Genomic DNA, 1,698 nt, shown 5'->3' with positions numbered 1-1,698 from the left:
GGAGCTGTGGGCCGAGGTGAGGCAGGATGCCCGCATGTCCGAGAAGGTGAAGCGCGAGGGGTTGTGGGTGCTGCCCGCGCCGCCCGGCGGTGGCCCCCGCCAGGCCTTCCGGCAGGTGTTGCTTGAGCGGCACCGCTACACCCCGGCGGCGGCCGACCAGTTCGAGCAGGAGCTGCGGGAACTGGCCCATCGCCTGAGCAGCCGGGGCCGCTCCCCGGGCCAGGTCGTGTGGACGGGCGTGGCGCAGGACCAGCCTCCGGGGCGCAGCCTGGGGGACTGCCGCATGGTTTCTGCCGTGCTGGACTACCTGGTGCCGGAGGACTGGTCGCTGGTGCACCGGGACCGCTCCGAGGAACTCAAGTGGGCGCGCCTGGTGCGGTTAGCCACCGGGGCCTACTACCAGGGTGCCTGCCTGAGCCAGCCGGACCTGGCTTTCCTGCTGGGGGTATCCGTGGACGCGGTGAGGGCGGCCATGGAGAGGCACCCCAAGGTGATCCTGCCCACCAGGGGGCGCCTGGCCGACATGGGACCCACGCTGTCGCACGCGGAGAAGATCGTGGGCCTGTACATGCAGGGATACACGGAGACCGAGGTGGTCAGGCGCACCGGGCACTCCTACGAGAGCGTGGAGCGGTACATCCTGGACTTCGCCCGGGTCTCCTACCTGCTCGAGCGGGGCATGCCTCCCACCGCCATCCGCACGGTGCTGGGCTGCTCCATGCGGCTGGTCGAGAAGTACGTGGAGCTTTACCACAGGTGGTCGCGGGAGTCGGGTTGGCGCATGGGCCGGATCCGCCTGCTGGCCCAGGCCCACCTGCCTCCCGATGTCAAAAAAAACGGCACGTAGGAAAGCCGAAGGAAGGTGATGCCGTGCAGGGGAAGGGTGCACAGGCAAGGTACGCCACCCTTCCCGCCCGGGAGATGACGTCGGTGCAGGTTGCCCACCTGCGCTCAAGGTTCGAACTGGCCGAGCGGTCGGTGGTGGCCGAGCGGGCGGTGGTGCTCACCAACGCGGCTCTTGCGGCCTGGGAGGCCGAACACGGCCCAAGGAGGCTCCAGCCGGGGCAGATGCTCTGGGAGGTGGGTGGGAAGAGGGTCGTCCTGCCCCTCTATGACGCTGCCTGGGTGAGGCGGCTGGTAGAAGGGGTGTCGGTGGAGGCGGTGAGGACCCACATCGAGATCGAGCGGGTCAATGCCCTGCTGGAGGCCGACCCCCGGGGGACGGTCGAGGACCTGTGGCGGCTCCTGGACCAGCGCCGGCTGCCGCTTGCCCGGGGCCGCAAGGAAGCCGGGTTCCTCCCTCCCGAGCCGCTGGGCGAGGACGCCCTGCGGGCGGTTCCCCAGCGGCCGCAGGGCACGGTCAACGTGCCCAAGCCCGTCGCCGAACGGGTGGTGGGGGAATTGGTCTCCGGCTACGGCTGCCGGCCGGCCCAGGCGGAGGCCATGGTGGCCGCCGTCGCGGAGATCAGGGCCTGGTGCTGCCCTGCGGAAGATGAGCTGGAGCCGGGCCAGCTGGTCTGGCTGTGCCGCTCCACCAGGCGCACCCGGGGCCTTGACCCCAGGGCCATGGTGCCGGCGGTGCTCACCCTCATCACGCCCCAGGAGGCGGAGGCTCCCCTGAGGACCAGGACCGACCTCAAGGCCCTGAAGATCCGCCAGATCGAACGCATCACTGCCGAGGCCTGGAGGCAGGACGCC

At 70.6% G+C, this 1,698-nt stretch carries 2 protein-coding genes; both read left to right on the top strand.

Going from position 1 to position 1,698, the window contains the following annotated elements:
- Positions 1 to 847, top strand: an 847-nt coding sequence (locus AB1609_23170; protein ID MEW6049337.1) for a DUF1670 domain-containing protein, incomplete at its 5' end; no start/stop codon positions are given.
- 23 nt (positions 848 to 870) lie between these two features.
- Positions 871 to 1,698 (top strand): hypothetical protein (locus tag AB1609_23165; GenBank protein MEW6049336.1); only part of this gene is annotated, 828 nt, incomplete at its 3' end.

Source organism: Bacillota bacterium (assembly GCA_040754675.1).
Taxonomy (GTDB): Bacteria; Bacillota; Limnochordia; order Limnochordales; family Geochordaceae; genus Geochorda.
The sequence above is the reverse complement of the archived record's forward strand: the minus strand, read 5'-3'. Positions and strand labels throughout refer to the sequence as shown.